The organism is Pseudomonadota bacterium (assembly GCA_027624955.1).
In the GTDB taxonomy this organism is placed as follows: domain Bacteria; phylum Pseudomonadota; class Alphaproteobacteria; order UBA828; family UBA828; genus PTKB01.
On the sequence record JAQBTG010000019.1, the window covers coordinates 41,450 to 62,612 of the forward strand.

General features: G+C 59.4%; 21 protein-coding genes and 1 pseudogene. 12 read left to right on the plus strand and 10 right to left on the minus strand.

Going from position 1 to position 21,163, the window contains the following annotated elements; all coding sequences use genetic code 11:
- Positions 1 to 83 precede the first annotated feature (83 nt).
- Both O3A94_09275 and O3A94_09280 read right to left on the minus strand, forming a co-directional pair.
- Entirely contained in the window at positions 84 to 536 is a 453-nt protein-coding gene (locus O3A94_09275) for a hypothetical protein (protein MDA1356445.1), read from the minus strand.
- Between the two features lie 292 nt (positions 537 to 828).
- Positions 829 to 1,824, minus strand: a complete 996-nt coding sequence (locus tag O3A94_09280; GenBank protein MDA1356446.1) for a hypothetical protein — start codon at positions 1,822 to 1,824, stop codon at positions 829 to 831.
- A 542-nt stretch (positions 1,825 to 2,366) separates the two neighbouring features.
- Here O3A94_09280 and O3A94_09285 point away from each other — a divergent pair.
- Positions 2,367 to 2,642, plus strand: coding sequence for an HU family DNA-binding protein (locus O3A94_09285; protein MDA1356447.1), 276 nt, complete (start codon positions 2,367 to 2,369; stop codon positions 2,640 to 2,642).
- A 180-nt stretch (positions 2,643 to 2,822) separates the two neighbouring features.
- On the opposite strand, the gene O3A94_09290 is transcribed toward O3A94_09285, so the two are convergent.
- From O3A94_09290 to O3A94_09300, 3 genes and pseudogenes are all read right to left on the minus strand, one after another.
- Positions 2,823 to 3,458: a glutathione S-transferase family protein gene (locus tag O3A94_09290; protein MDA1356448.1), complete on the minus strand. Its 636-nt coding sequence runs from the start codon at positions 3,456 to 3,458 to the stop codon at positions 2,823 to 2,825.
- 64 nt (positions 3,459 to 3,522) lie between these two features.
- Entirely contained in the window at positions 3,523 to 3,954 is a 432-nt protein-coding gene (locus O3A94_09295; protein MDA1356449.1) for a GFA family protein, read from the minus strand.
- 9 nt (positions 3,955 to 3,963) lie between these two features.
- Positions 3,964 to 4,818 (minus strand): annotated as a pseudogene (locus O3A94_09300) (SDR family oxidoreductase).
- Positions 4,819 to 4,927: 109 nt separating this feature from the next.
- On the opposite strand from O3A94_09300, the gene O3A94_09305 reads away from it, so the two are divergent.
- The 3 genes from O3A94_09305 to O3A94_09315 are packed head-to-tail and all read left to right on the plus strand — an operon-like array spanning position 4,928 to position 8,909.
- Positions 4,928 to 6,403 (plus strand): AMP nucleosidase, encoded by a 1,476-nt coding sequence (locus O3A94_09305; GenBank protein ID MDA1356450.1) that lies wholly within the window; start codon positions 4,928 to 4,930, stop codon positions 6,401 to 6,403.
- A 17-nt stretch (positions 6,404 to 6,420) separates the two neighbouring features.
- Positions 6,421 to 8,121 (plus strand): hydantoinase B/oxoprolinase family protein, encoded by a 1,701-nt coding sequence (locus O3A94_09310; protein MDA1356451.1) that lies wholly within the window; start codon positions 6,421 to 6,423, stop codon positions 8,119 to 8,121.
- Positions 8,118 to 8,909 (plus strand): aldolase/citrate lyase family protein, encoded by a 792-nt coding sequence (locus O3A94_09315; protein MDA1356452.1) that lies wholly within the window; start codon positions 8,118 to 8,120, stop codon positions 8,907 to 8,909. Before O3A94_09310 ends, O3A94_09315 begins: the two co-directional genes overlap by 4 nt.
- A 169-nt stretch (positions 8,910 to 9,078) precedes the next feature.
- Here O3A94_09315 and O3A94_09320 read toward each other — a convergent pair whose 3' ends face one another.
- Positions 9,079 to 10,089, minus strand: a complete 1,011-nt coding sequence (locus O3A94_09320; protein ID MDA1356453.1) for an NADP-dependent oxidoreductase — start codon at positions 10,087 to 10,089, stop codon at positions 9,079 to 9,081.
- A 13-nt stretch (positions 10,090 to 10,102) separates the two neighbouring features.
- Entirely contained in the window at positions 10,103 to 10,801 is a 699-nt protein-coding gene (locus tag O3A94_09325) for a class I SAM-dependent methyltransferase (GenBank protein ID MDA1356454.1), read from the minus strand.
- Between the two features lie 195 nt (positions 10,802 to 10,996).
- On the opposite strand from O3A94_09325, the gene O3A94_09330 reads away from it, so the two are divergent.
- From O3A94_09330 to O3A94_09340, 3 genes are all read left to right on the plus strand, one after another.
- Positions 10,997 to 12,010, plus strand: a complete 1,014-nt coding sequence (locus tag O3A94_09330) for a HAMP domain-containing sensor histidine kinase (GenBank protein ID MDA1356455.1) — start codon at positions 10,997 to 10,999, stop codon at positions 12,008 to 12,010.
- Between the two features lie 9 nt (positions 12,011 to 12,019).
- The gene (locus O3A94_09335) at positions 12,020 to 12,811 is read left to right on the plus strand and encodes a hydroxypyruvate isomerase family protein (GenBank protein ID MDA1356456.1); all 792 of its coding nucleotides are present in this window, start codon (positions 12,020 to 12,022) and stop codon (positions 12,809 to 12,811) included.
- A 149-nt stretch (positions 12,812 to 12,960) separates the two neighbouring features.
- A complete protein-coding gene (locus tag O3A94_09340; protein ID MDA1356457.1) occupies positions 12,961 to 13,839 on the plus strand; it encodes a proline iminopeptidase-family hydrolase in 879 nt (292 codons plus the stop codon).
- A gap of 33 nt (positions 13,840 to 13,872) precedes the next feature.
- Here O3A94_09340 and O3A94_09345 read toward each other — a convergent pair whose 3' ends face one another.
- From O3A94_09345 to O3A94_09355, 3 genes are read right to left on the minus strand one after another with little or no spacing between them, the layout of a single operon-like run.
- On the minus strand, positions 13,873 to 14,751 hold the full coding sequence (locus O3A94_09345) for a rhomboid family intramembrane serine protease (protein MDA1356458.1): 879 nt from the start codon (positions 14,749 to 14,751) through the stop codon (positions 13,873 to 13,875).
- A gap of 12 nt (positions 14,752 to 14,763) precedes the next feature.
- Positions 14,764 to 15,312, minus strand: a complete 549-nt coding sequence (locus tag O3A94_09350; GenBank protein ID MDA1356459.1) for an RDD family protein — start codon at positions 15,310 to 15,312, stop codon at positions 14,764 to 14,766.
- Positions 15,313 to 15,344: 32 nt separating this feature from the next.
- Complete coding sequence (locus O3A94_09355; GenBank protein ID MDA1356460.1) at positions 15,345 to 16,331, minus strand: NAD-dependent epimerase/dehydratase family protein; 987 nt, start codon at positions 16,329 to 16,331, stop codon at positions 15,345 to 15,347.
- 140 nt (positions 16,332 to 16,471) lie between these two features.
- On the opposite strand from O3A94_09355, the gene O3A94_09360 reads away from it, so the two are divergent.
- The 5 genes from O3A94_09360 (at position 16,472) to O3A94_09380 (ending at position 21,140) form a co-directional block, all read left to right on the plus strand.
- Positions 16,472 to 17,620, plus strand: coding sequence for a DSD1 family PLP-dependent enzyme (locus O3A94_09360; protein MDA1356461.1), 1,149 nt, complete (start codon positions 16,472 to 16,474; stop codon positions 17,618 to 17,620).
- A 21-nt stretch (positions 17,621 to 17,641) separates the two neighbouring features.
- Positions 17,642 to 18,688 (plus strand): YeiH family protein, encoded by a 1,047-nt coding sequence (locus O3A94_09365; GenBank protein ID MDA1356462.1) that lies wholly within the window; start codon positions 17,642 to 17,644, stop codon positions 18,686 to 18,688.
- A gap of 92 nt (positions 18,689 to 18,780) precedes the next feature.
- Positions 18,781 to 19,341, plus strand: coding sequence for a PA14 domain-containing protein (locus O3A94_09370; GenBank protein ID MDA1356463.1), 561 nt, complete (start codon positions 18,781 to 18,783; stop codon positions 19,339 to 19,341).
- A 170-nt stretch (positions 19,342 to 19,511) separates the two neighbouring features.
- Positions 19,512 to 19,976 carry a hypothetical protein gene (locus tag O3A94_09375; GenBank protein ID MDA1356464.1) on the plus strand — a complete coding sequence of 155 codons (465 nt, stop codon included), beginning with the start codon at positions 19,512 to 19,514 and terminating at the stop codon, positions 19,974 to 19,976.
- An 18-nt stretch (positions 19,977 to 19,994) separates the two neighbouring features.
- Positions 19,995 to 21,140 carry a sugar ABC transporter substrate-binding protein gene (locus tag O3A94_09380; protein ID MDA1356465.1) on the plus strand — a complete coding sequence of 382 codons (1,146 nt, stop codon included), beginning with the start codon at positions 19,995 to 19,997 and terminating at the stop codon, positions 21,138 to 21,140.
- Positions 21,141 to 21,163: the final 23 nt, after the last annotated feature.

Sequence of the window (21,163 nt, forward strand, 5' to 3'; positions counted from 1 at the left end):
CTACCCCCGCCGGGGAAGTGGCAAAACGCGCATAAGCTGCCGGGGCACTGTGGAGAATAGATATTCCGCAGTGCCCCACGAATTTATTTCTTGTTGAAATTGCCGATTTGGTGGTCGGTCAAACGGCCTTTGCCGTCAACGGCAAAGTTTGAGGTGATGTAGCCCTTGGCGCCTTTGAACTGACCAAAGGCGCGTGTGATGCGCCAGGTGACGGCGCCGTGCATACCGCCCTTGGCCGGGCCCGCGCCATAGGAGCCGGCGCCGACGGTGGCGAAGCTAAAGCCGTGCTTGCCGCTTTTACCAAAGGTGATCTTGCCCTTTTCGTCGAACGTGTCCTTGCCGGTAACCACGACCACGGATTCAAATGTTGCGCTGCCGCCCGTGCCCGGACTGACTTTGCCCTTCACGCCGCCCGATCCAATGGTGCAGGAAATGTCGTTGCTGTCGGCGCCGCCGAGGGCTTGAAACGTGCCTGGCTTGCCTTCGACGGGCGAAACCAGCCCGCTGAATTTGAGGTTGTAATAGATGTTGGCCATCTTTCGAACTCCCTGGTTTCCCGATTTCTATCTTGATGGCCGGCAGTCAAACATATTTTGCGCAGCAATACACGGCTCTTTCATGTGCTTTACCGCGGTAAATATATGGCGGTAGGCAAGGCGCTGGTGCAAGCGAATGGCGGGAAATATATTGTCGGCGATATGGCACCTCGTCATCTCGAAGGGGGTAGCACGGTGCCAACGGTGAAGGTCGTGATGGGTTTTTTACTACAAGCCCCATATCAAAATACGCCAAGCCAGCGCGACCGGCGGTTCGTTGTCCAGGCTGGTTTCAGCTGGCGGCTGACGCGGCGAGGTCTTCCAGGCCCTCGTAACGCGCGAAGCGCTCGAGCAAATGCCCACCGTAAGTTAACCCAGCCGTGCCCGGTGCTTGGACCGCCGGCGTCACAATGAGCGGTGACAGTTCGGCATCGAGATTGGGTTCATGAAAATATCCGATCGCGCCGCGCGCCGCGCCGCTGTCGAGAACCCGGTGCGGCGTGGCGCGCCACCGCCCGGCGGTGAGAAATTCCATCACCGATCCGACATGCACAGAAACGCAATCGGGTTGATGCGGTATGTCCAACCAGCGGCCGCCTGGCGTTTCCGCTTGCAAGCCGGCTTGTCCTTGCCACAGAAGTGAAAAGGCGCAGGCATCGATATGGCGTCCTGTCACCAGGCGCGTGCCGTCTTCTAGCGGCATTTCCTCTTTGATGGCGGCACCGTCCGGTTTGCGCGGATAGTTGAGCAGCCGCAGCGTCGATCCGGCATTGGCAAAAAGCGCTGCGATTTTGCCTTGCGGCAAGCCGAGATATTCGCCCGCCGCCGATAAGATCGAAGTGCCAGTTTTTTCCATCGCGCCGTGATAAGCCAGTATCTCGGCACGCCAGTTCGGAAACGGCGGCCATGCCGGCCACACATTGGTCTCGGTAAAAATTTGTGCTGCCTGAAGGGCGGGTTTGGCGAGCACCCGCTCGGGGCCGATATCAAAAAATTCGTTGTACGCCCAGCCATCCTTCAGGGTCGACACATAGCCGCGGTAACTACGCGGACTATCAGCCCGGACGCGGCGTGTCGCGAGGCACAACTTATCTGCATCCGAAAGGCCGAAAAAGGCGAGTAGGGCGGCAGCGCGCCGCTCGCGATGCCAGCCGTCGGGCAGCCCCGCCGCGACGAATACACCATCTTTCTCGATGGCGTTGCCGAGACCCTGAATTGCGGTCTTGCGGGACGCCGCGCTACCGCTAAACAATGGTTTTATATCAACGATGTGCGCGAAATTCGTCATCTATGTGAAGGCCCTGCTGTCGCAACTGCGTAGCGATGCTACCCTAATCTGCATTCAGATTCCGCAAGAATGGTTTGCCCGCTGCAACGGTTACTCGATCTCGAGCTCTATCCCGTTCATGCCCCGACAAGCGCTGCCGGATGGGCGCTCGTCGCTTCCTGCCGCGCGGCGCTAGTGGCAGATGGAATGTTCAGTTTGGCTGGCTCTGTAAGGCCGGCCGCATTGAGCCCGCACGGAGGGCGTAGCGTCAGACCGAGGCCGCTGAATGCTTCGGCGCGTTTTGCGAGAGCGGAGCCCGGTCCCGGTCGACAGGTATGTTGGAAAGCATCTGCGGGAGCGCTACGGCAGCTGAAGCGGAACGCGTGCGGGTCAAACGCATTGACCGGGCCGCGGTCGTGATTTTCCATGAACGGCATTTTCCAATTGCGCTTGGCGGCGAATGCAATCAACCTGAGTGTGGTTAATCTTTCGATTCGGAACTGGCGTAACCGTAACGCACTCGGTTGATCCGGGCGCACGGCATAGCATAGAGGAGACTCATCGTGAATCAGGGCGAACTCATCGAAGCCGTTGTCAAAAGCAGCGGCATGACAAAGAGCGATGCTTCAAAGGCCGTTAAGACGGCTTTGGATGAAATGGGCAAGGCCCTGAAGAAGGGCACATCCGTGCGCACCACTCTCGGCACGTTTTCGGTTTACAAGCGCGGCGCGCGCAAAGGCCGTAACCCAGCAACTGGCGAGGCGATCAAGATCAGTGCCAGCAAGGGCGTGCGTTTCAAAGCGTCTAAGACACTCAAAGACAGGGTCAACAAACGCTGACCTGATTGCGGGCAGGCTTGCCCGGTATCGAGGCATACTGACCGGCACTGGCCGGGCTATCTAACTGTTCGGCCAGTGGCTGTGCATGGCGAGATTCGTTTCGCTGAATTGGCAACGCGGAAAGTCGCGTGCGCCAAAGCGACGCCAGTAACGTCAAAGTTTCATGAGCTAAACGGTTCGCTATACCGCAGCAGCGCTGGGGCGCGATTCCACTTCTTTGAGCCAGCGCGAGATGCTGGCGCAATCTGCGGGCGGCTTGACCTCGACCCGCGCGGCGAAGCGGATGGTGACGAAGGTCGTGATATCGGCCACCGAGAAGGCATCGCCGGCGACGTACTTGGCCGCACCCAGGCGGTCATCGAACAGCGCGAAAAAGCGCCCCATGGAATTGCGCCCGCGCTCGACCAATTCAGCGATTTGCGGCACGCCGCTCGGTACGCCAGGTAAGCCACGGTCCTCAAAAATCGGCGATGAATTGCGCAGCATGTCGGCGGCGGAGAGATAGCCCATGAACTCGGCACGCCGGCTCCACATTTCAACCATCGCTTTTTCTTTGGCGTCGCGCCCGAACAGCACCGGCTCGGGATGGAGTTCCTCGAGATAGCGGCATATCGCCATAGTTTCCGAGATGTAGGTGCCGTCGTCGAGTTCCAGCACCGGCACCTGGCTGATCGGATTGACCGCCTTGAAGGAATCGGCAAATTGCGCGCGATCGCGCGTGTTGATTTCAATTGTCGGAATCTCGATGCCCTTTTCGGCGAGGAACATGTTCACCCGTTGGGGGTTCGGCGCCATCTTGAAATCGTATAGTTTCATAATGTTTCAGTGCTCCAGAAGCGTGTGGAAGAGAGGCGGAAGTGTGCTCTCTCGTTCTGCCGAGTCAAGCGTCGGTGGTGTCCATTTTACCTTCCGCCGAGCCCGCGAATTGTTGGAGATCATCGACGATGTCGTAGAAATCACCTTTTTCCCCGGTAAAGATATGGCCGATGGTTGTCAGTCCGCTCGGCGGATCAAGAGTTCCGGCGGCAATCGAGGTGGTTTGTGCTCCGCTCGGCTGCCAGAAGAGACTGGCGCCGCACACCCGGCAAAATCCGCGCCGTGCCTTATCCGAAGAAGCGTACCAAGTCAGCCCACTTTCCTCGACCAAAGAAAGCGCGGCATTTTCAACTTTGGTATAGGCACCAAAGGCGCCGTGCAGACGCCGGCACATATCACAATGACAATTCACCACGCCGCGCAACTCACCGCGAACCGCATAGCGTACGGCACCGCATTGGCAGCCGCCTTCAAGCGCTGTTTGATCGCCGTTCATTTCTCTCTCCTATTTCAACAGGCCCACCGCGCGGCCGATCTTGCGGTCGACAAAACGCTTCGGCAGGAGGCTGGGCAGGATCTAGTTCACGAATTTTCCTTTCACCGGGGCGTAGCGCGTCTTTGGCGACGCTGTGGTGAGCGCCTCATGGATAACGCGCGCGATGCGCTCCGGCGGATAGCCCTTGGGGCCGATATCCGCCGCGTACTCCTTAAACCGCGCAAGGGCGGGCCCATATTCGGTCTCTTGGTACGATGTGGTGTCGAGTTTTCCGCCTTTGTTCCAGATCGGCGTCGCCACGGGCCCCGGGGCAACGATGATCACATCGATGCCGAACAACAGGAGCTCGCGCCGAAGGCTTTCCGAAACCGCTTCCAGTGCATGCTTGGAAGCGGAATAGACCGCCGTGAACGGCAGCGCCTGTTTGCCCGCGACCGAACTCACATTGACGATGCGTCCGGGCCGGCCAGTCCGCGCACGCTCGCAGCCCAACAGCGGCAGGAAGGCCTGGGTCACCGCGACGGCGCCGAACAAATTGACGTGCATCAAATCTCGAAACGTCTTGAGCGGCAGATGCGCCAGCGGTCCGCTGGTCGCAATGCCGGCATTGTTGACCAGGCCCGCAAGCGTGGCGCCGCCGAGCGCCTGTTCTACTTGTGACGCGGCGCGCTTGATCGCGTCCTCATCCGTCACGTCGAAATTGAGCGGAATAAATGCGTCGCCCAGTTGGCCGCGCAGGCGTTCGCCGTCATTTTCGCGCCGCACGCTGCCAAACACATGAAATCCCTGTTGGATGAGATGCGCCGCCGTGCTCTCGCCGATACCGGTTGAGGTTCCGGTAACAACCACCGCTCGTTTTTTCATATGCCCCCTCCATTGTCCCGTGAGAACACAGTATAGCCGTGCGCGGTGGCTATGAAAAAACGCTGCCGTGGCGCATCATTGGAATTGGTTAGCGCGACGGGAAAACGATATGAGCCAGATGCCGCCCCAACATGTGATGGACGAAGCCGAGGCGTTTAGCGACGCCGAGGCAGCGGTGGTGCGGCTCGCGGCGATTTACGCCAAAGGCCACGATCTATTGGGCGAACATTTCGAGCGTTTCGCCGGCGACGCCGAGAATTTAGAGAAAGCCAATGCGCGCTACCCGGCGGTTTGGATCGAGGTAGCGCCGGGCCGCGACCGCGCACGCAGCGGCCTGGCCTATGGCGCGGTGGCGGAAGCCGGCCCCTATAGTGCCGTTCTTACCAATCCGGAGCTGTTCCGCAGCTATTACCTCGAACAGCTGCAATTGTTGCTCGACAATCATGGCGGGCCGCTTTGGGTCGGCATTTCACGGCGCCAGATACCCTTGACCTTTGCGTTGGAGACATTGACCGCCGATTTGCGTCAAGATCAGGTGGCCGATCTGTCGCGCTGCTTTCACATGCCCGATCTGGCCGAAATCGACGACAATATTGCCAATGGCACCTACCGCCACAAGGCCGGCACAGCCAAACCCTTGTCGCTTTTCAGCGCCGAGCGTGTGGATTATTCACTGTCTCGTCTGCGCCACTATAGCGGCACTTCGCCCGGGCATTTTCAGCGCTTCGTTCTGTTCACCAACTATCAACGGTACGTCGACGAATTCGTTGAGTTTGGTATGCGTGAAATCGAGAGCGGCACGACGTTTCGCGCCTTTGTCGAGCCCGGCAACACAGTGCATGTCAATCCGCGCCTGAGCGATATGCCATCTTCCGGCGAGCGCGCAGAGAAGCCGCCACAAATGCCAGCCCATCATCTGGTGAAGGACGATCACATGGGGGTGACGCTGGTCAATATCGGCGTCGGCCCGTCAAATGCCAAGACCATCACCGACCATGTCGCGGTGCTGCGCCCGCATTGCTGGTTGATGGTCGGCCATTGCGGCGGCTTGCGCCGCACTCAGCGCCTCGGCGATTACGTTCTCGCCCATGCCTATGCCCGCCTTGACCATGTGCTCGATCATGATCTGCCGCTCGAAGTGCCGATTCCGGCGATTGCCGAAGTGCAGTTGGCGTTGACCGCCGCGGTCAGCAAAGTCACCCAACAGGACGGCCAGGAATTGAAGCAACATTTGAGAACCGGCACCGTGGTCTCGACCGATGATCGCGACTGGGAGCTTCGATATGATGCGCTTTCCACCTTCTTCAATCAATCGCGCGCCATCGCGGTGGACATGGAATCAGCAACCATCTCGGCCAACGGCTTTCGCCTGCGCGTGCCTTACGGCACCTTGCTCTGCGTCTCGGACAAGCCGCTGCACGGCGAGATCAAGCTGCCCGGCATGGCCAATGCCTTTTATGCCGAACGCGTTAGTCAGCATCTTCGCATTTGCCTGGAGGCGGTCGACATGATGCGCGAGGGTGTTGGCCATCAGGCGCTGCATTCGCGGAAACTTCGTAGCTTCGACGAACCTCCCTTCCGCTGAACGAAACGGAACCCGCTATGGACATGGTCACCATGAACATCATCGATTCTACGCTGGTCTCGATTTGCCGCGAGATGGGCCTGACGATGATGAAGACCGCCTATTCGACGATCTTCAACGAGGGCATGGATTTCACCTGCGGCCTCGGCAACACCCAGGGCGAGATGATCGGCGTCGCCGAATTCAACCCTTCGCAAATAGGCGGCATGCCGCTGGTGCTCAAAACAACGGCGGAGGAGATCCCGCATGAGAGCATTCAGGAAGGCGATGTGATCGTCACCAACGATCCTTACCGGGGCGGCATGCACACCCCCGAGCACAGCTTCATCAAGCCGGTTTTCGTGGATGGCGTGCTGTACGGCTACGCCGTGGCGATCGGCCATGTTGCTGAGGTCGGCGGTATGGTGCCGGGCGGCTTCGCCGGTGAGGCGACGGAAATCTTTCATGAGGGTTTGCGTGTGCCACCGGTGAAGATCAAGAAAGCCGGCAAGGATGTCGACGAGGTGTGGAAGCTGATGCTCGCCAATGTGCGCACGCCGCGCAACAATTACGGCGATTACCGCGCCATGATTAGCGCCGTCGATGTCGGCGCGGCGCGCCTTCAGGCGGTGATCGAGAAATATGGGGCGGAAATTTTTACCGGCACCGTCAACGATCTGATGGATTATTCCGAGACCCGCATGCGGGCCGAGATCGGTGAAATTCGCGACGGCAAATACAGCTTCGAAGACTATATGGAAGATGACGGCATCGAGGCCAAGCCCTACAAGATTCATGTCGATGTGCATGTGCAGGGCGAGGAAGTGGTGGTCGATTACAGCGGCTCCGATCACCAAGCGAAAGGCCCGATCAATGCCGTGCTTTCGGTCGCCTGGTCGTCGGCCTACAACGCCATCCTGCATCTCACCGACGCGTCGATTCCGAAAAATTCCGGATGCTTTCGGCCGATCAAGATCGTGGCGCCGGGCGGCTCTTTGCTGAATTGCGATTATCCCGCAACCTGCGTCGGCGGCAATACCGAAACCCATATCCGTATCGCCTACACCATCATTGGCGCGATGGCCCAATGCGTGCCCGAGCGCGCCTTTGCCACCGACGCCGGAACGCACAGCAATTTTCTCTTTGGTGCGCATGATGCACGGAGCGATGAATATGTCGTGTGCTACGACTTCACCTGCGCCGCCTGGGGCGGGCGGCCGTTCGCCGATGGCAACGAGGCGGTCAATTGCATCAACGGCAATTCACGCATGGTGCCAATTGAGGTTTTTGAGGTGCGCTATCCCTGGCTGATCGAGGAGTTCAGACTGGAGCCGGATAGCGCCGGGCCAGGGCGCTTCCGGGGCGCCCACTCGGTGTCAAAAACATTTCGCGCCGTCGGTACGGAGATTACGGTGAGCTCGGTTTCTGACCGCCACACCATCCAACCCTGGGGCCTGTTGGGCGGCGGGCCGGGGGCGACAGGCGGGCTGGCTTACCAGGATGCCGACGGCGGCGAATGGCAAACCTTCACCGAAGCCTTCGGCAAGATATCGCCGAGCAAATTTTCCAACGCGAAGATCGCGCCGGGCGCGCGCGTGCGTCTCACGGCGCCCGGCGCCGGCGGTTATGGTCCGCCAAAAGAACGCGCACCTGAAATGATCGCGGAGGATTTGCGCGAAGGCTGGATCACGCCCGAATGTGCGCTGCGCGATTATGGCTATGTCGATGACAAACCGTGACAGCGACAATGCGCAACATGGTGGCAACGCAGCGCTTGAAGCTCGGCACCTTCGTGGTCGAATTCAACAGCCCCGGCATGGGCCATATTCTCAAGGCGGCGGGCTGTGAATTCGCCATCATCGACATGGAGCATAGCGGCTTCGACTATGACAGCCTGAAGCGCATGCTGCGCTATTACCAGGCCGCCGGCGTGCCGGCTATCGTCAGCACGGCGGTCGGCGATTATGACGTGATCGCGCGCGCCTGCGATATGGGCGCCGACGCGATCCAGCCGGCCAAGGTGGGCTCGGCGGAGGAAGCGCGCGAGATGTTGAGCCATATGCGCTATCCGCCACAGGGCCATCGGGGGGTGGCGCTCGGCATCGCGCATGACCGCTATCAACCTGGCGATACGGCGAAGAAACTCCAGCGCGCCAACCGCGAGACGGTGTTTTTCCCCAAGATCGAAACGCGCCAGGGCATCGAGAACATCGACGCCATCGCGGCGCTTGGCGGTGTTGCCGGCATCTGGATTGGGCATTTTGATTTGAGCGTCGATATGGGCATCCCGGCGCAATTCGATCATCCAGAATTTACTGCCGCGATGAGGCGCGCGGCGCGCGCCTGCCGCAAGCATGATATCTCGCTCGGGCGGATCGCCGAAAATGTGGAAACCGGTGTTGCCCTCAATCGGATGGGTTTCGACTTCCTGTGCTATTCAGGCGATATCTGGCTGTTGCGTGATGCCCTCAAAGCCGGCCTGGATGCGCTCCGCGCCGAATGCCGCAAAGTGAAGAGGCGCGATTAAGCCATTAACGCGCCAAACCAGGCTGCATGTTACGTTCTGGCAAGCGGGACTGCGCGCCAGAGCTAATACGGGGTAGCCCCGAGCCAAGGACGCGGAGGCGTCCGCCCGGCGCTTGCGGGTGCGATAATAATGTCGCGGAGGCGTCCGCCCGGCATCTGAGGGCGCTTCTTCAAACAAGCCTGATCAGCAGCTTGCCATTGTTTTCGCCGGCATAGAGGCGGGCGATGGCGCCGGGCGCTTCGTGCAGCCCGTCGAGAATATGTTCGCGGTAGGTGAGCTTGCCCGCGGCCAGCCAATCGCTGAGTTGGGCGCGCGCTTCGTCGTAACGCGCGGCGTAATCGAATAAAATGAACCCCTCGATGCGTGCCCGCTTGACCAGCAGATGGCGTTCGATGCGTGGGCCGTCCGGCCATGGCTCCCAACTAGCCTGAGACGCGGTGCCGCAGACGACGCAGCGCGCGCGAATATTGAGATGGCGGTAAACCGCATCCGAGATGGCCCCGGCAGTATTGTCGAAATAAACATCGACGCCATCCGGGCAGGCCGCGGCCAGCGCTTGGTCAAGATCGCCGGCGCGGTAGTCGATGGCGGCGTCGTAACCGAATTCGCCCAAACATTGCTGAACCTTCTCGCCGCTACCAGTAAGGCCGACGGTGCGGCAGCCCTTGATCTTGGCGATCTGGCCGACTGCACTGCCGACCGAGCCTGCCGCCGTGGAGACGACAACCGTCTCTCCTGCCTGGGGCGCGCCAATATCGAGAAGGGCGAAATAGGCGGTGATGCCGTTCACGCCAAGAATACCGAGGCTGGCGGACAGTGGGCCTTGCGCCATGTCGTGGCGGAACACAACATTGCTGCCATCCGAGACCGCATAGTCGCGCCAGCCAAACATGCCGCAGACCAGATCTCCCGGTGCGTACGCCGGGTGGTTGGAACTGATCACTTCACCGGCAGCGAAAGAGCGCATGACGTCGCCAATGGCGACCGGCTCGGAATAGTTTGCTGCCGCATTGACCCAGCCGCGCATCGCCGGGTCGACTGACAAGAAACGGTTGCGGATGAGAATTTCGCCGTCGCCGGCCTCTGGCATGGCCGTCTCGCGCAGCTCAAAATGCTGTGCCTCGGGAATTCCTTCTGGCCGTTCGACCAGAACCACCGCTCTATTGCGCATTTCGGGCATCGCGTCTTTGCGTCTAGTTGCGGCCGCGCACGCCACGGTGAAAATTGATCAGCATCGGCTGCTCGAACACATAACCATCAGCGGTTTTGCCGGCCTCGAAGTTATTCCGCACGTCGTCCTGCTCGATCAACTCGCGCGCGATCGGGTTGTAGGAGAGCGAGGAGAATTTGGTCACCATGGCGTCGAAACTCTCATGCCGGGGGCGCTGCATATAAACATAGCGCGCGGTTTCTTCGAAATTTGGGCGGGCGCTCCTGCCCAGGGCTTGCTGGGCCAGGGTGCGCACCTCGAATTCGTCGTTAAAGGGCCGCATCATGGTGAAATGGCTGCCCTCCATACCGGGCTCGGCGACATAGAGAAAGCCGTCCGGCTTGAGGACGCGCGTCGCCTCAATCAGGGCGGCGCCCATCAAATCGCGCGGCACGTGATGCAGCGAGCGGAAAAACAACACGCCATCCATGCTGGCGTCCTCGGCGGGCAACGCCTCGGCGCCGGCTTCGACGAAGGTGACGCCCGGCACGGCCGGCGCGGCGCGGTTTTTCTCGGCCTGCAACTTGTCCGGTTCGACTGCCAGCACTCGTGCGCCGAGTTCGGCCAAGCGGCGCGCTGTATCGCCGGCGGCGCAGCCGGCTTCGATCAGGCTCAATCCGGAGATATTTACAACCCGTTGCAGGGCTTCTAAATCGCTTAGGTCGCCAAGTTCCGTTCGCATGTCGGTCCCGCAAATAATGTTAAGGGCGAGCGGGCAGGATTAGTGCTAGGCGGCGTAACGTCAACCGGCTTTTTCGCGACACATGGCGGCTTGAATGGTGCACAATGCCGGCCGGGCGGACAGGGCGAAATGGCAGATCAAAGTTCTAATCAGCGATCCTTCGGGGATCTATTAAACCGCTATCGATATTTCGGAGTGGCCGTCGCCTTGATCGGCGGCATCGCGCTGGTGTTCGTCATTCTCAAGGACGTGATATTCCAGGGCGGCGGCGAGACCACGCTTGGCCTCAATTCATTCATTGTCATCAGCGGCGTCGGACTTTTGATCGTGTTCGCCATCGTGGCTGATGCCCGGGCTAAAAACCGCGCCTTGGAGCAACGCGCAGATAAGCTTGGCGACATGGCGAAGCGCCTGCACATCACCGTTGAGGAACTTAACTCTGCCAACGAGGAACTCGCGCGCGCCCGCTTACAGGCCGATTTCAGCAGCCAGCAAAAATCACTATTTTTGTCGGATTTGAGCAACGAACTTGATGCGCCGATCAACGCCCTTTTGAACGGCGTGCTCAACCTGCGCGGAGAGTCGAATTTAAGCGAAACGCAGCGTCAATCCATCGACGATCTTGCGCAGAACTGTAAAAACCTTTCCGCCATCGTCGGCGACGTGGTGGAGATTGCGCGCATGGACGCGGCGGGTGGCGAATTCGCACCGGCCGATTTCGACTTTGGCGATTTTATCAACAAGCTCCGCACTGAAACGGTACGTAAATCCTCTGAACGCGGCATTGGCCTGGAAGTGCAAATTTCGGCGGAGGGATATTGCGTCGTCAATGGCGACGCCGGATTGCTGCGCGACGTTCTCGAGTTTCTGCTGGCCAATGCGATGAACACGAACGAGAAGGGCTCCGTGCGATTTGCCGTCTCTCGGGCGGATGATGATGTGTATGTTTTCGAAGTTCGCGACCGTGGCGCGGTCTATTCCGACGTTGAATTGGCCCATATTTTCGAGCCTTTTCACAAGAACGAAGGGGAGCGTATCAAGGGCGCGACTGGGTTGGGCCTCGCCATTGCCAGCAAGAGGATCGCTGCCATGGGCGGCGATTTGAAAATTACCTCTGAAGTCGGCGAAGGGTGCATATTCAGCTTCGAGATTCAGTTTCCCACCAGCGGCGCGGCCAATGTAGCCGCAAATATTTCAGCCAATTCCTAGGGTCGAATCATGCCAAAATTTGCCGCCAATCTAAGTTTTCTGTTTCAGGACATCGATTTTTTTGAGCGCTTTGCTGCCGCTGCCGAATGCGGCTTTCAGGCGGTGGAATATCTCTTTCCTTACGAATACTCGACCGATCAACTGAAACAGACGTTGGCGAAGCATGGTCTGGTTCAGGCGCTATTTAATTTGCCGCCCGGTGATTGGGACGCCGGCGAGCGTGGTTTGGCCGCGCTGCCGGGGCGCGAGGCAGAATTCCGCGCGGCGGTCGAATTGGCCGGCGAATATGCCGAAGCGCTGGCCTGCAACCAGGTCCATGTGATGGCGGGTCTCGTGCCAGAGGGCGCCGAGCGGGCACCCTATGAAGAATGCTATATAGCCAATCTTAGTCATGCGGCGGATTATTTCGCCGCGCGCGGCGTGCGCGCTCTGATCGAGCCGCTCAACAGTATCGACATGCCGGGCTATTTGTTGAACGGCTCAAAACAGGCGCGGCGCGTGATCGAGGCGGTTGGCAGCGACAACCTCTATCTGCAATATGACGTCTATCATTTGCAGATCATGGAAGGGAACCTCGCCCACAGCTTTGAGCGCGACCTCGATATCACCAGCCATGTTCAGATCGCCGGCGTGCCGGGACGCCATGAGCCGGTGGTTGGCGAAATAAACTATCCCTATCTGTTCGCGCTCTTCGACCGGCTCGGCTATGACGGTTGGGTCGGATGCGAGTACCGGCCCGAGGGCGAAACCCGCGCCGGTCTCGGCTGGGCCAAGGACTACGGCATCGGCAAGAGCCGCTAGGCGAGTTTCCTTCGTTTGGAGCAAGTTATTTTTACTCAAATCGGACGGTTTCGAAGGCACATATCTGGACCCGATTCTCCGCTTTGTGCGGAGCTGATTGGCGCTGACGCATTGGTCTTTCTGTCGCAGCCATTTCGAGAACTAAAAAAATGATCGATGAGCGCAAAGCCGACGAAATCAGCAGTGTAGAGGTCGATGGCTACAAGTTGGTCACCTACAGCTTCGGCACTGGCGATGAAGTTTTATTTTGCCTCAATGGCGGCCCCGGTATGGCGTGCGATTATATTCGGGATTCGCACTCCTGGCTGGCCGATAAGGGTTATCGGGTCGTCTGCTACGATCAACTCGGTTGCGGTGAATCGGACAAGCCGGACGATCCAGCGCTATGGACGCTGGAACGCTATGTGCGCGAGGCCGAAACCGTGCGCGCGGCGATGGGTCTTGGCACCGTTCATCTCTACGGCCATTCCTGGGGCACTTGGTTCGGCATTGAATATGCTCTGACTTATCCGGACAGGTTTAAGTCTCTCATCATCGCCAACGGATCGGCCGATATCGCCCACTCGGTCAGCGAACAGATGCGCCTGCGGCGCGTACTCGGCAGCGAGACCGAAGCGATGATGCAGCGCTACGAGGCACGCGGCATGTTCAACCATCCTGAATATGAGGCGGCGGTGACGCTTCTGAATTACCGTTATGTGTGCTGCCTGGAAATTTGGCCCGACGCGCTCAACCGATCCATTCTCGGCTTTAATCCGGCGCCATTCGTTGCGCTCCAGGGCGCCAACGAATTCTGCTACACCGGCGCCATGAAGGATTGGAACCGGATTGCCGATTTGCACCGGATCGCGCAGCCGGCACTGATTATGACCGGACGTTACGATGCCGGTGTCGGCCAGCGCATGGCTGACGCGCTGCCACCCGCCGAAGTCCACACCTTCAAGAACAGCACCCATGTGATCATGTGGGAAGAGCCCGAGGCCTATTTCGCGGCGCTGTTGGAATTTCTCGACGCCAACCGAAACTGACGCAATCGGCGAAGAACATGCCGCCGCGTGTCTCTATCGCTCCTCGTCCCGGTTGCCGGCCTCAGGAATGATCGAACGCCGCTGCCGTGGCGGCGGCGGCGTCTCGGTTGAGGGCGGCGCTTTCCGCACCCAGGGTCCCTTGATTTCTGGCCCCCATGGCCCCGGCTCATCGCTTTCAGGGACCGCCGAGACGGTCGACGCCATGGTGCCGGGGCGCGCGGTTTGGCTCAGATGGCCGGTGCCGAGAATCTTGACGTGGCGGTATTTGAACAACAACACCAGCACCATGCCCACGGCAAAACCACCGATATGTGCCCACCAGGCGATGTTGCTTTGGCCGCCGCCGCCGAGATTGGCTACTTGCATAAAAATCCATATGCCGAGCACTACGAAAGCCGGCAGCGGCAGCAACATATAAAAGGCGAAGACCATGACTCTGGCGCGCGGATAGAGCAGGAGGTAGGCACCAAGCACACCCGAAACGGCGCCGCTCGCGCCAATGGTCGGAATCACCGAACCCGCTTCGATGCCGGCATTGATCAGCCCAGCGCCGGTACCGCACAGCAGATAGAAGACGAGGAATCGCCAATGGCCCATGGCATCCTCGATATTGTTGCCGAAGACCCAGAGGTAAAGCATGTTGCCAATCAGGTGCCACCAGCCAGCATGGAGAAATTGCGAGCTTAGGATGCTGAGGAAATCGACGCTGGATGGCAGAATGGCGTCACTGGCGGAAATCTCCTTGATCTGGAAGATAACCGCTGGAATAGCGCCGAGCGCAAATTTAGCACGCCCTTCGAGATCGTCGGGCAACATCAACATAATCACGAACACCAGGACGTTGGCGGCGACCAGCCCATAGGTCACATAAGGCGTAATGTGGGTCTGGTTATTGTCCTTGAGGGGCAGCATGCGCCAGCGCGCTTAAGTTTGATGTCCGGGCGCGTCGGAGAAAACTGCACGGCGCTTGACCACCAGGCAGCGCGACATGATGTCGTGCAGGCCTTGTTTGCGCTTGGTAAAGGCGACCGCCAAACAGGCCAATAGCGAGGCGATGCCGACGACAAGGTCGAGAATCGCCACCGTGTTGATGAGGCCGGGCAGCCATAGCGGCCATGCGCGGTAGCCGGCGGTCAGCAAGCTGATCCGGTCGCCGTTGAAATTGCACACCTTGATTCCCAGTGCTCGCTTGCCGAGAGTTGCTTGCGCCCGGCTGCTCTCAAGCAATGCGAAATAGGCCATGGTGGCGACCCCGACCAAAAGCAGTCCCAAGAGCGAGGGGATGTAAGAATAAAATACGTCTCCGCCGGCGTCCTCCATCGCTGTTTCGATCAGCAAATCGTCCCAGACGTAAAAGGCGAGGAGAAGGTAAACGGAATAAATCAGCAGCGCGTCGATAAACCACGCTGCGGCGCGGCGCCAAAAGCCGGCGAACGGATCGCCTCCTGAGACGGAGATATTGTTACTGCTCATGATCCTAACTCCCGGCGGCCCGCCCCAGGCCGCTATGCATCCGCATAATCTTCAATATAGGCACGAATAATGGAATCCAAATCTTTGTCCGCCGGTAGGCCAAGAGCGCTGGCGCGCGGCGCCAATTCGCGGCCGGGCCAGCCGTTGCAAATCTCCTGGATCGCTGGATCGGGCTTGGCGATGATCTGGCCGAGCGGACGGTTTCCCGCGACTCGGCGGAGACCCTCGATCATCTCCGTCACTGTCAGCGAGACGCTCGGCAGGTTGATCGAGCGGTCGTCGCCGACCGCGTCGCTGTCGGCCTCGTGCAAGGCGAGAATGCCTTCGACAATGGTGCGATAGCCGCTCACCGCCATGCGTGTCTCGTTGCTGACTGGCAGTTCATAATCGGTGCCCGAAAGCGGCTCGCGGAAGACGCCGCTGGCAAACCCGGAAGCCGCCTTGTTGGGCTTGCCCGGGCGGATGATGACTGTCGGTAGGCGCGCACCGCGGCCGTCTAGAAAACCTTTCCGGGTATAATCATTGAGCAGTAATTCATTTATTGCCTTGGTCATGCCGTAAGTCGTCATCGGCGTAATTTTGGTATCGTCCGAGACGGTGTCGGGCAGGGCTGAGCCGCCGAACACGGCGAGACTGCTGGTAAAAACCACGCGCGGCAGGCCGGGCGCTGCGCGCGCCGCCTCCAGCACATTGAGGCCACCGTCGAGATTGACCTTGAGCGCCAGGTCGAAATCCTGCTCCGCGCCGGCGCTGACCACCGAGGCAAAATGGAAAATAGAAAGCGAATTGCCGGCGATCAACCGCATCACCAGGTCGCGGTCGGAAATATCGCCGCTGACGATCTTAACTCGCGCGTCGAGACCTTCCGGGCGCTCGGCCGGGGTGACGGCGTCAAACAGGATCATTTCGTCCACCGGTTCGGGCGCGCCCGACGCGCCACGGAGTGTGCCGCGTTCAAGGATAGCGCGTGCCAACCTCAATCCAAGGAATCCGGTCCCACCGGTGATAACCACTTTCATTTTTTGCGTCCTCTCAATTCGTCCGTGAATGCTGCCGACCATATATCAGCCGGTGCTTTCGGGACAACGCGTTCGCCGCCTTGATTCTATCCACTCCTGCGCCCTAATGTTGGCGTCTCACCAGCACGGAGGATAAAAGCGTGGCCAACGCCAAGGAACTCGGGCCCAATACATCGCTTATCGGTCAATCTGGATCGCGCGCGCGCTTGATGACGCCGGCGCTGGTGCTCGATCTCGACGCCTTGGAACGCAATATTGCGCGTATGAAGGGCTTCGCCGAAGCGCATAATATTTCCCTCAGACCGCATTGCAAAACCCATAAAAGCATCGCCATTGCGCGCCTGCAGTTAGATGCCGGCGCGCTCGGCATCTGCGCCGCCACCTTGGGCGAGGCCGAAGTGATAGGCGGCGCCGGCATTCCCGGCGTGTTGGTCACCTCTCCGGTGATCGCCGATGTCAAGATCGACGCCCTAATGGCGCTCAACGGCCGGGCCGATGGGCTGATGCAATCGGTCGACAATATCCAGAATTTGAGGGCTTTGGACGCCGCTGCCGGGCAGGCAGGGGCGGCACTAAACGTGGTCATCGATGTCGATGTTGGCTTGCACCGTACCGGCGCGTCGAGCGTCGCAGATGCGGTGGCCCTGGTTGAGGCAGCCGCAGCGGCCGAAAATTTGAACTATTCCGGCGTGCAAGCCTATGCTGGCCATATCATGCATATCGAGGACGATAAGGAACGCCGCGAAACCAATATTGCCGATACAAAACCGCTTCGCGATGTCTGCGCCGCCTTGGCCGAAAAAAATCTGACTCCGCCCATTGTCACCGGCGCCGGAACCGGGACCTACGATATCGACGCCACGCTCGGCGTGATGAGCGAGATGCAAGTGGGCTCCTATGCGGTGATGGATGTCGAATATCGCGATGTGCACCCGGTGGGCGGCGGTGACTGGCTGTTTGAGCCGGCGCTGTTCGTCCGCGCCACCGTGGTGAGCGCTAATCATGACGGCCATGCCACCATCGATGCCGGATTGAAATGCTTCGCCACCGATGGGCCGTTCCCGGATTTCGCATCCGGTGCGCCGGTCGGTTCGAGCTATAGCTTCTTTGGCGATGAGCATGGCCGGATCGCGTTCGCTCAAGCCAATGAGCGCCTTGCGCTGGGCGATGCGGTCGAATGCATCGTGCCGCATTGCGACCCGACCATCAATTTGCACGATGTGTATCATTGCGTGCGCGGCGATACGTTGGTGGATATCTGGCCGGTCGACGCGCGCGGCCGGCACTGATATTTAGGTTCTCGCGCCGGCATGAAGGTTGAAAAATTCCGCTTCAAAGCCGAGCGTTTGCCGCGTCCGGCGGCGTGGGCGTGGCGCACCGCGCCGGGCTTGCTGGTCTGTATCGTCATCGCCTGGGCGGCGGTTTTCGTGTCCGAGCATTATGGCGGACCGACGCTGCTCTACGCTCTTCTGCTCGGCATGGCTTTTTTCTTCCTGTCAAAAAAGCCGCGGACTTCGCCGGGCATTCAATTCGGCTCGCGGACCGTTCTGCGCCTTGGCGTAGCGCTTCTCGGCGCGCGCATTACGCTGGCGCAAATAATCGATCTCGGGCCGGCACCGATATTGATCGTTATCGGCGCGATCGCTCTTACGATCCTGTTTGGTCGCTACCTCGGCACGGCGCTTAAACTCGACCGCACGATGGGGCTGTTGACCGCCGGCGCGACGGCGATCTGCGGCGCCTCCGCTGCATTGGCGATTTCCGCCGTCATGCCTAAACATAAAAATTTGGAGCGCGATACGATCTTCACGGTTATTGCTGTGACGGCGCTCAGCACCTTGGCGATGATCGTTTATCCGCTAATCGTCGAGGCGGTCGGCTATGACAATGTTCAAAAGGGCGTTTTCATCGGTGCGACGATCCATGATGTGGCGCAAGTGGTCGGCGCCGGATACATGATCTCGGATGAGACCGGCGGCGTGGCCACCTTCACCAAGCTGTTGCGGGTCGCCATGCTGGCCCCGGTGGTGTTGATTTTCGCGGTTGTCGTAGCGCGCTGGGGGCCCGGCGAGGCCGGGTCAACACGCGGCGCGCGCGCCGGCCTGCCATGGTTTTTGGTCGCCTTCGTGATTATCGTCGCGATTAACAGCGCCGGAGTCATACCGGCCGTGGTGCTGGACGGCATGGTGACGATTTCGCGCTGGTGCTTGGTGATCGCCATTGCCGGGCTGGGCATGAAGTCGTCGTTTCAGGAAATGGCTGTGCTCGGTTGGCGCCCCGTTGCGTTGGTGGTCGGCGAGACGCTCTTTCTCGCCGGCCTGGTGCTGATCGCCCTGACCATAGAGTCTGGTATGTGAAGGTTCTTCGTCGGTTGGTTGCGCCAAATGACGGTCAGTGAAAGGATGAATGGGCGCGGAATTTCGGCGCTTCGCAGGAAAAGGAATTGGCAATGTTGGGAATGAGAATTTTTGTCGCCGCGCTGGCCGGTACGTGCATCGCGTTTGGCGCTGGTGCTGCGGTCGCGGCGGATGCGCCGATGCCGGACGCTGACATGGAGGCGGGCCTTAAGATCGATTATTATTACGGCGATTTCGGCCATGTCGACGAAGTCGTCGAATACGCTTCGCGCAAAAGCTCCGCACCCGGCGACCCCCTGCCAAACCTCGACTTTCGCGGTGGCGCCGGCAAGCCGGTATTAAATCAGAAGCACAAAGATTACGTCGCCGCGATCATTACCGGCTTCATCAATTTTCCCAGCACCGGCACGCATATGCTTAAGGTTCGTTCGAACGACGGCGTACGCATCGCGATTGGCGGGCTGACCGTCTTTGAGGATCCCGAGCCACATCCCGACCGCACTTCGGATGCCGTGCCGGTCGCGGTCAGCGAGGCTGGATGGTTGCCGATCGAAGTCATCTATTTTGAGCGCAAGGGCGGCTGGTCAATCGAGCTCACATGGCAGGAAAACGGTGAATTTAGTGCAATTCCGGCCTCTCATTTCGCCCATTAGCGACCCAGCCCGAATATAAATTTGCGGACCAGTTGGTAACTCGCGAATAGCCATATCATTGCTAATGGTTTAGGCTCCTGGCAATCCGCGAGACGAAGATTTCGCTCGACCGGAGAAGAATTATTGCCCGCCGAATAGAGGCCGGCAGTGCAGGCAACAGGAGAGGTACTATGTCAAATATTACCACACCACAAAAAGGCGTGACGCGCAGGCAGGCCCTCAAGGCAAGTGCGACAGGTGTTGCGTTCACCGCAGCCGTCGGCATTGGCCCGCGTTGGCTGAAACCTACTGAGGCTTGGGCGGCCGATTTGGCCCCGGGCATGACCGGCGGCCCAACTGGCTTCGCCGGTGCTGAGCGTTATCAATATGACGATTCCATGTCGGAAGGCCGGGCGGTCGCGGCAGCGCGCAAGCTCAAAGCCGAAGGTAAAGCGCCCGATGTCCTCAGGATCCTGATGACAGACGGCGCGATCGGCCATTTCACCAACCCGTGGCCGGCTGACGGCCCGACGCTACAGTCGATCTGGGAGCGCGAGACCGGCATCAAACTCGAATTCTTCAGCGTTTCGCCTGAAGAGCAGTTCAACAAGGTGATCCAGGACGTAACCACCGGTTCGGCCGCTTATGATGTCTAGACCTTCGGCTATGCGGCGATGGGCGATCTTTCTGAAGCCAACGGCATCGTGCCGCTCGGCGAATGGATCGACAAACATGGCGCCGATTTTGCCGATCCGGCCCGCGGCACGCCGACGGCGCAATCTTACGACATGCTTTATAAATACGGCGGCGAGCCAATGTCGGTATGTTACGACGGCGATGCGCAAGTGTGGGTCTATCGCAAGGATCTGACCGAAGATCCCACCCACAAGGCAGCATTTTCCGACAAATATGGCTGGGAGCCGGGTCCGCCCCGTACCTGGGCCGAAGCTGACCAGCTGGCCGAATATTATACCGGCAAAGGCAGCCCGGAAATGCTCGGTAACGGCAACATGATGAGCGCCTTCTGGGGCATCAGCACCTGGTACAACCGCTACGTCAGCAAGGACAATCCCAATCAGTTTTTGTTTGATGATGAGGGTAACCCGCTGATCAATACGGATGCCGGCATTGCCGCGACGCAAGAGCATATGGACAGCATGGCGTGGTCCGATAAAGGTGGTTTGGCTTGGGGCTGGAGCGAATATTACGGCTCCATGGCGGGCGGCAACTCGTTCATGCTCGGGACTTTCTCGAACTGCCCGAAATTCCTCGATACTGTCAACGCCGACGGGACTCCGGGATCCGCCGTCACCGGCAAGATGGGCTCCTTCCTGCCGCCGGGCAATCAGTTCGGCGACGATCTGGTGCGTCGTTCAACGATTTATCTCGGCAACAATGGCGGCGTGTCGAGCCAAAGTGCCTATCAGGAGTTGGCTTATCTGTGGCTGCAATGGTCGGGTTCGACCCGTATCTTCAGCCTGTTGACGGGCAATCCGGGCGGCTTCTTCGATCCGTTCCAGAAAGCCAATTTCCAGGATCCGTTGGTCATCCAGTCGTACCATGATTATCACGTGCCGATTATCGAAGGCACGGTGGCGCGCGCTGTACCGACCCTCGCCATTCCCGGCCAGTTCGCCATGCACAACACGCTTAGCGAAAATCTGGTGGCGGCGCTGACCGGCGGCATGACCGCCAAGGAAGCGATGGACGACACTGCCAAATCCTGGAGGAAGCATCTAAAGAAGAAGGGTGAGGACAAAATGATCGACCTCATCAATGCAGCCAAATCCGGCTGGTCGACGGTTATCGACAAAGCCTAGAAAAAGGCTGCGCGACAGCACTA

Excerpts from the sequence above, each read along its gene's own strand:
- O3A94_09275 (MDA1356445.1), bottom strand. The coding sequence starts at position 536 with ATGGCCAACATCTATTACAACCTCAAATTCAGCGGGCTGGTTTCGCCC.
- O3A94_09280 (MDA1356446.1), bottom strand. The coding sequence starts at position 1,824 with ATGACGAATTTCGCGCACATCGTTGATATAAAACCATTGTTTAGCGGT.
- O3A94_09290 (MDA1356448.1), bottom strand. The coding sequence starts at position 3,458 with ATGAAACTATACGATTTCAAGATGGCGCCGAACCCCCAACGGGTGAAC.
- O3A94_09295 (MDA1356449.1), bottom strand. The coding sequence starts at position 3,954 with ATGAACGGCGATCAAACAGCGCTTGAAGGCGGCTGCCAATGCGGTGCC.
- O3A94_09305 (MDA1356450.1), top strand. The coding sequence starts at position 4,928 with ATGAGCCAGATGCCGCCCCAACATGTGATGGACGAAGCCGAGGCGTTT.
- O3A94_09310 (MDA1356451.1), top strand. The coding sequence starts at position 6,421 with ATGGACATGGTCACCATGAACATCATCGATTCTACGCTGGTCTCGATT.
- O3A94_09320 (MDA1356453.1), bottom strand. The coding sequence starts at position 10,089 with ATGCCCGAAATGCGCAATAGAGCGGTGGTTCTGGTCGAACGGCCAGAA.
- O3A94_09325 (MDA1356454.1), bottom strand. The coding sequence starts at position 10,801 with ATGCGAACGGAACTTGGCGACCTAAGCGATTTAGAAGCCCTGCAACGG.
- O3A94_09335 (MDA1356456.1), top strand. The coding sequence starts at position 12,020 with ATGCCAAAATTTGCCGCCAATCTAAGTTTTCTGTTTCAGGACATCGAT.
- O3A94_09340 (MDA1356457.1), top strand. The coding sequence starts at position 12,961 with ATGATCGATGAGCGCAAAGCCGACGAAATCAGCAGTGTAGAGGTCGAT.
- O3A94_09345 (MDA1356458.1), bottom strand. The coding sequence starts at position 14,751 with ATGCTGCCCCTCAAGGACAATAACCAGACCCACATTACGCCTTATGTG.
- O3A94_09350 (MDA1356459.1), bottom strand. The coding sequence starts at position 15,312 with ATGAGCAGTAACAATATCTCCGTCTCAGGAGGCGATCCGTTCGCCGGC.
- O3A94_09355 (MDA1356460.1), bottom strand. The coding sequence starts at position 16,331 with ATGAAAGTGGTTATCACCGGTGGGACCGGATTCCTTGGATTGAGGTTG.
- O3A94_09365 (MDA1356462.1), top strand. The coding sequence starts at position 17,642 with ATGAAGGTTGAAAAATTCCGCTTCAAAGCCGAGCGTTTGCCGCGTCCG.
- O3A94_09370 (MDA1356463.1), top strand. The coding sequence starts at position 18,781 with ATGTTGGGAATGAGAATTTTTGTCGCCGCGCTGGCCGGTACGTGCATC.
- O3A94_09375 (MDA1356464.1), top strand. The coding sequence starts at position 19,512 with ATGTCAAATATTACCACACCACAAAAAGGCGTGACGCGCAGGCAGGCC.
- O3A94_09380 (MDA1356465.1), top strand. The coding sequence starts at position 19,995 with ATGGGCGATCTTTCTGAAGCCAACGGCATCGTGCCGCTCGGCGAATGG.